We start from the raw sequence: 6,627 nt of genomic DNA, 5'->3' as shown, positions 1-6,627 counted from the left end.
ATATCTGCAGCTTCTCTTAAGAGCTCTGGTCGCTGTACAGCGGCGGAGTTAACCCCTACCTTATCTGCTCCAGCGCGAAGCAACCTTTTAAAGTCATCTATCGTTCGAACACCGCCAATTACCGAAAAAGGTATGTATACTTGCTCTGCAACTCGACGAATCCAATCTATCTTTAAGTCTTGGTTTTTCAACGAAGCAGTAGTATCAAGATAGATTAACTCATCCGCCCCATCCTCTGAATATTTCTTCCCTAATTCTGCTGGATCACCAATGATCGTAGGGTTTCTAAATTGTACATATTTTACTGCTTTATCACCTAAAACGTCTATTGCAGGAACAATTCTTTTTCTAAGCATGCTTGTCAACTCCTTGCTTGCAGTAATTGTCTAGCAATTGAATGCCGTATTTACCGCTTTTTTCTGGATGGAATTGCACACCCATCACCTGCGAATTTCCGATTGCACATGCAAAGTCAGGTCCATAATTTGTCACACCGATTATGTCTTCCTCCATGCTAGGTTGTGCGTAATAGGAATGAACAAAATAGAAGTCAGTGTTATCTGGAATATCTTGAAACAAGAAATGATTTTGCACATCCTGAACTTGATTCCAACCCATATGCGGAACTTTTTCTGCCTCTTCGCCAAACAAAGGGACTGTTCCTGGTAGAAACCCTAAGCATGGAACATTACCTTCCTCACTCGTTTCTAAAAGAAGCTGCATTCCTAAACAAATTCCTAAAAGGGGTGTCCCCTTATCAACTTCTGCCCGCAAATAGTCACTTAAGCCTGTGTCATTTAAAACATCCATGGCCACCTTGGCATTTCCTACACCTGGTAGAATTAGCTTTTCTATTTCATCATCGTGCTCACTAGGTTTAGTAATAAGCTTAATCTGATAACCAAGACGAGTAATTGCCTTTACCACACTATGTAAATTTCCTGCTCCATAATCTATTATGCCAATCATGCTGTTCCCCCTCTTCTATCTCTTACTTTTATTATGCCATCAGTTGACAGAAAATAAAAGAAAAACTTTAGTCTGCTAATACGATAGCATAGTGAAAATAATATAGCATGTTACAATTTTGGGCTGGTTGTTTCTTCATTGGGGAGCGATTATTTTGTACCTAATGCACTTAAAAGTGATATTGCATTAATTCAAAGTATAATTCCTTAAAAACTAGTCTTCATCAAAGTTAACAATTGCTTATTAGAGAAAGAGCAGTGCTTTAAACTAACATCATTCTATACAAAAAAAGTCCCTGCTTTAAAATAAAAGGAGGGCTTTTGGCTAGAAAAAGTTGAGGTGCTTATTGAAGTATAAACCTAGTTTAATTATAAAGTTTGATATATTTATCCAGCATTTTCAAGTATGAGTAAGGTGTTTTGTAAAAAAAGATTTTGCTCATGCTCTAATTTTAACGAAATCCCCTCTTCTATTCGGTCATAACGAAATGCACGAATGATCGCTTTTAATTGTAAAAATGTAGCTTGTTCGATTACATTAAAAGACCGTTCCCTTGTATACGAATTAATGAATAGTTGGAATCGTTCCTCTTCCTTTAATTTCCCTTCATAGGGAGCATGCCATGCATGATACACCCCAACTGCAATACATTCATTTAAATAAACTTCATTACCAGCTAAATTAAAATCATAAATAGCTAGACTTCCATCTTCCTCTAGCACCATATTGTAGTAGCAGAAATCTCCTTGAACAGCGCCTTGAGGTAAAAGACCCCATATTTCATAAATACTTTTGCGATATTCCTGATATAACGATTCAATATTTGAAAACAGAGGTTGATCCTCATAATGTTTCTTAAAATCCAAAAAGCTTAATTCGTTTTCATCATAATCTCCTATCTCATCAGTTAGGTTACCCCCAAATAAACTCCACGAAGTAGCTGTATTAAATGGCGTTGGTATTTTAATGGACAAAGCGTGTTGAATACCTAATAAACGGCCAATCTCAATTATTTCTCTATCAGTTAAGATCTCTACTGGTTTACCAGCTAGATTAATTTCTAATGAAAATACCTTATCCTCAAATTCTACTACATAAGCGGCATCTAAAGATTTTTGATATTGCGTAACTTTCATTCCATTTTCTAATAATAACCTTGAATAATGACAGCAATTTTCCCAATATGCTTTATTTGCAATTTCTCCTTTCAAAAAATATTTTTGATCTGAAGTAACCTTTGCTAAAACACGTTCATCCCTTCGTAAGATTTCTATGTAATTTGGAATTATCCCATATTTATTGCACAGTTCTATAATTTTTTGTTCTTCCATCCAATGCCTCACCAATCCCTCTATTGCTACTTATATAAATGAAGTGTACCATTTCTCATTCAAAACTAGAAAATTATTCTAAGCGTTTTAAACTACTAAAGCAAAAAAACGAGAGACCTATCACCTAGTCTCTCGCCTCAATAATTAGTTTACAACCGATTTATTCATAACGAACTCATTTACTCTTTTAGCAACCTCTTGCCCTTCTTTAATAGCCCAGACAATCAAGCTTTGACCCTTCCTAGCGTCTCCTGCTGCAAATACACCTTCCACATTGGTTATATAATCTTTAGCCGAGGCAACAATACGTTTGTTTAACACCTTTACACCAAACTGATCAGCCAAAGGAGTTTCTGGCCCTTCAAAGCCTATAGCTACAAAAACAAATTGTGCTGGCCATACTTTCTCTGAACCTGGAACTTCTTTAAAAAAGTAGAAACCATCTTCCCCTAATATTTTTTCCATTTGAACGGTATGAAGCTCTTTCAGCTTGCCATCTTTATCTTTGATCATCTTTTTTGTTTGAATTAAATACTCCCGTGGATCCTTGCCATATTTTGCATTGGCTTCCTCATATGCATATTCCAATTTATAAATATTTGGGTCTGTTGGCCATTGGTTATCTGCCGCTCGAACTGCCGGTAGCTGTGGGTGCTTACCGAATTGTACGACACTTCTACAATTTTGGCGTATAGCTGTTGCCACACAGTCTGCTCCAGTGTCACCACCACCAATCACAATGACGTCCTTCCCCTTTGTATTAATAAACTGACCGTCTGCGAAGTTTGAATCTAATAAACTTTTGGTTGTGGAAGTCAAATAGTCCATCGCCATATAAACTCCATCTGCATCGCTTCCATCCATATGAAGGGCGCGCTGTTTCTGTGCACCAATACATAAGATAATTGCGTCGTATTGAAGTTTTAGCTCATCTGCAGTGATATCCTTACCGACCTCTGTGTTTAATACGAAGTCGATGCCCTCCTGCTGAAGTAGGTGAACTCTTCTCTCTACTATTTCTTTTTCCAGCTTCATATTTGGAATGCCATACATGAGGAGACCTCCTGCACGATCAGCTCTTTCATACACAGTAACCGAGTGCCCTGCCTGATTTAAATTATCTGCACTCGCCAAACCTGCTGGGCCCGAACCAATAATAGCTATTTTTTTACCAGTTCGAACAGAAGGAATTCTCGGAGTAATCCATCCATTTTCAAACCCTTTGTCTATAATTGTTCTTTCTATATTCTTGATAGAAACTGCTGGATCTGTAATAGCTAACGTACACGATCCCTCACAAGGGGCTGGACAAACACGTCCAGTAAACTCCGGAAAGTTATTAGTCATTAATAATCTCTCTAAAGCTTCCTGCCATTTCCCTCGATAGACTAAATCGTTCCACTCAGGGATTAAGTTATTAATCGGGCACCCGGCTGTCGCGCCTCTTATTTCAATACCCATATGACAAAATGGAGTTCCGCAATCCATGCATCTTGCACCTTGCTTACGAAGAGATTCATCCGAAAGCTTGGATGCATATTCCTCCCAGTTTTTTATACGCTTAAGAGGAGCTACTTCCTTGGCTTTTTCTCGTTTATATTCTATAAACCCAGTTGGTTTACCCATATTGAAACTCCTCCTTTCCTTAAATGGTCGTTATTTTTCTCCTCAGGAACAAATCTTTTATAGACTATTATCACTTCAGAAGCGTAGGTTTCTTTTCTACTTTTTTTGTAGATGTTGATAAGAATGCCTTCATCGCTGCTTCGTCTGTCGTCAGTCCTTCATTTTTAAATGTTGCAATTCTTTCTAGCATCTTTTTATAGTCATTAGGTACAACCTTTACGAACTTGTGAACTGAATCTTCCCATTTGTCCAAGATATTCATAGCCTTTGTGCTTCTTGTATAATAATAATGATCCATGATTAGCTGCCTTACACTATGAATCTCTTCTTTAGACTGAAGCTTTTCAAAACCAATCATTTCCATATTACATTTAAACTTAAATCCTTCTATATCATCCACTAGCACGTAGGCAATACCACCAGACATACCAGCTCCAAAGTTTTTGCCTACGTCACCTAGAATAACCGCTCTACCACCTGTCATGTATTCACAGCCATGATCTCCGATTCCTTCAACGACAACATCGGCTCCACTATTTCTCACTGCAAAACGCTCTCCAGCACGACCGTTAATGAATACAGAACCATTAGTTGCTCCGTATAATGCAACGTTACCCGCTATAACATTTAGTTCTGCTGTTCCCGATAACGGTGAAGTAACTACAAGCTTCCCACCTGAAATTCCTTTACCAAAATAGTCATTTACATCCCCGTCTACGAACATCGTCATTCCTTGGGGGATAAATGCTCCAAAGCTCTGACCTGCCGCTCCTTTAAAGCGTAGAGTTATCGAGTCATCAGGTAAGCCGCTTGCTCCGTATTTCTTAGAGATTTCACTCCCTATAATTGTTCCTACAACTCGATCAGTATTAGCAATGGTGTAGTTTAAATCTACCTTCGTTATATGAATAATAGCTTTTTCTACTTGTGGCAACAACTCTCTGATATCAAATGATTTTTCAAGCTGATGGTCTTGAGCTTGTTTGCAAGTACGATCCCCACCCACTTGATAAAGCAATACAGATAGATCTAATTGCTGGGCTTTCCAATGAGCCTTCGCTCGCTCGCTAACCTCTAATAGATCCGTTCTACCTACCAATTCATCTACAGTTCGAATACCGAGTAAAGCCATATACTCTCTTACTTCCTCTGCCACAAACCTCATAAAGTTTACGACATAGTCTGCAGAACCACTAAACTTATCTCGTAGCTCTGGATTTTGTGTTGCTATTCCAACTGGACAAGTATCCATATGGCAAGCACGCATCATGACACATCCAAGTACGATTAAAGGGGCAGTCGCGAAGCCAAATTCCTCTGCTCCTAACAAGGCAGCCATAACGACATCCTTACCAGTCATGAGTTTGCCATCTGTTTCTAACACGACTTTGTTTCGCAAGCCATTTAGCATTAACGTTTGATGAGCTTCCGCAAGGCCTAACTCCCAAGGTAATCCTGTATGCTTAATGCTTGTTTTCGGAGAGGCTCCCGTTCCACCATCGTACCCACTAACTACAATTACATCTGCTGCACCTTTAGCGACACCAGCGGCAATCGTTCCTACGCCAGATTTTGCAACTAGCTTCACACTAATCCTAGCGGAGCGATTTGCATTTTTTAAGTCATGAATCAGCTGGGCCATATCCTCTATTGAATAGATATCATGATGTGGAGGTGGAGATATTAAACCTACCCCTGTCGTCGAGCCTCTGACATCTGCTACCCATGGGTATACTTTATTGCCTGGAAGCTGACCGCCTTCACCCGGTTTTGCTCCTTGAGCCATTTTAATCTGAAGCTCATCGGCTTCAACCAAGTAGTGGCTGTTTACTCCAAAACGGCCGGAAGCAATTTGTTTAATAGAGCTGCGACGATTATCTCCATTGGTATCTAACACATATCGATTCGGATTTTCTCCGCCCTCTCCACTGTTACTTTTCCCTCCAAGACGATTCATCGCGATCGCTAGCGTTTCATGAGCTTCTTGGCTTAATGAACCAAATGACATCGCACCTGTCTTAAACCTCCTTACAATGGAGTCCACTGATTCTACTTCATCTAATGGAATCTTTTTCGACCCTTTTTTAAAAGTAAGAAGATTTCTTAAAAAGCCGATTCTCTCTTCATTTGCCATTTCTGCATACTGACGATAAAGTCCATAGTCTCCTCGTCGCGTTGCCCATTGAAGGGTATGAATTGTTTTAGGATTAAACGCATGGTGCTCTCCTGTACTTCTCCATTGGAAATCACTGCCCGAATCTAAAGCATCGACAGTAGATTCTACCGCTAAAAGATGTCTTCGAATCGCTTCTTCGCGAATCGTTTCCAGGCCGATTCCACCAAGCTGAGAAATTGTGCCTGTGAAATAGTTTTCAATGACATCATGGCCAATACCTATCGCTTCAAATATTTGTGCGCCTCGATAGCTTTGAACTGTGGATATTCCCATTTTAGACATTACCTTAACGACGCCTTCTGCTATACCTTTGCTATATTTAGAAACCGCATCGTCATAGGTGCTTTCTAAATGGCCATCATGGATAGCCTCCGCTATAGTTGCGTATGCAAGATAAGGATTAATCGCGTCTACCCCATATCCGATGAGAGCAGCAAACTGATGGACCTCTCTTGCTTCCCCGGATTCAACGATTATACTTACCTTCGTACGGTTACCTGTACGGAGTAAATGCTGATGCAGGTT

5 protein-coding genes are annotated in these 6,627 nt (G+C 39.6%); all 5 read right to left on the bottom strand.

Going from position 1 to position 6,627, the window contains the following annotated elements; all coding sequences use genetic code 11:
- On the bottom strand, window positions 1-356 hold a 356-nt coding region (locus AC06OU_RS02990), incomplete at its 3' end, for a HisA/HisF-related TIM barrel protein (RefSeq protein ID WP_475853878.1).
- Window positions 349-969: an imidazole glycerol phosphate synthase subunit HisH gene (gene hisH, locus AC06OU_RS02985; RefSeq protein ID WP_475853876.1), complete on the bottom strand. Its 621-nt coding sequence runs from the start codon at window positions 967-969 to the stop codon at window positions 349-351. The genes hisH and AC06OU_RS02990, both read right to left, overlap by 8 nt.
- A 386-nt stretch (window positions 970-1,355) precedes the next feature.
- Complete coding sequence (locus tag AC06OU_RS02980; protein WP_475853874.1) at window positions 1,356-2,300, bottom strand: protein kinase family protein; 945 nt, start codon at window positions 2,298-2,300, stop codon at window positions 1,356-1,358.
- 144 nt (window positions 2,301-2,444) lie between these two features.
- Window positions 2,445-3,926 carry a glutamate synthase small subunit gene (gltD, locus tag AC06OU_RS02975; protein ID WP_475853873.1) on the bottom strand — a complete coding sequence of 494 codons (1,482 nt, stop codon included), beginning with the start codon at window positions 3,924-3,926 and terminating at the stop codon, window positions 2,445-2,447.
- A gap of 70 nt (window positions 3,927-3,996) precedes the next feature.
- On the bottom strand, window positions 3,997-6,627 hold a 2,631-nt coding region (locus AC06OU_RS02970), incomplete at its 5' end, for a glutamate synthase-related protein (RefSeq protein ID WP_475853871.1).

The sequence above is a fragment of the Psychrobacillus sp. genome (assembly GCF_056205495.1).
This window is presented reverse-complemented; position numbering and strand designations above follow the sequence as displayed.

What these genes read in the sequence shown, in the direction of transcription:
- gltD (WP_475853873.1), bottom strand. Translation starts at nt 3,926, where the DNA reads ATGGGTAAACCAACTGGGTTTATAGAATATAAACGAGAAAAAGCCAAG.
- AC06OU_RS02980 (WP_475853874.1), bottom strand. Translation starts at nt 2,300, where the DNA reads ATGGAAGAACAAAAAATTATAGAACTGTGCAATAAATATGGGATAATT.
- hisH (WP_475853876.1), bottom strand. Translation starts at nt 969, where the DNA reads ATGATTGGCATAATAGATTATGGAGCAGGAAATTTACATAGTGTGGTA.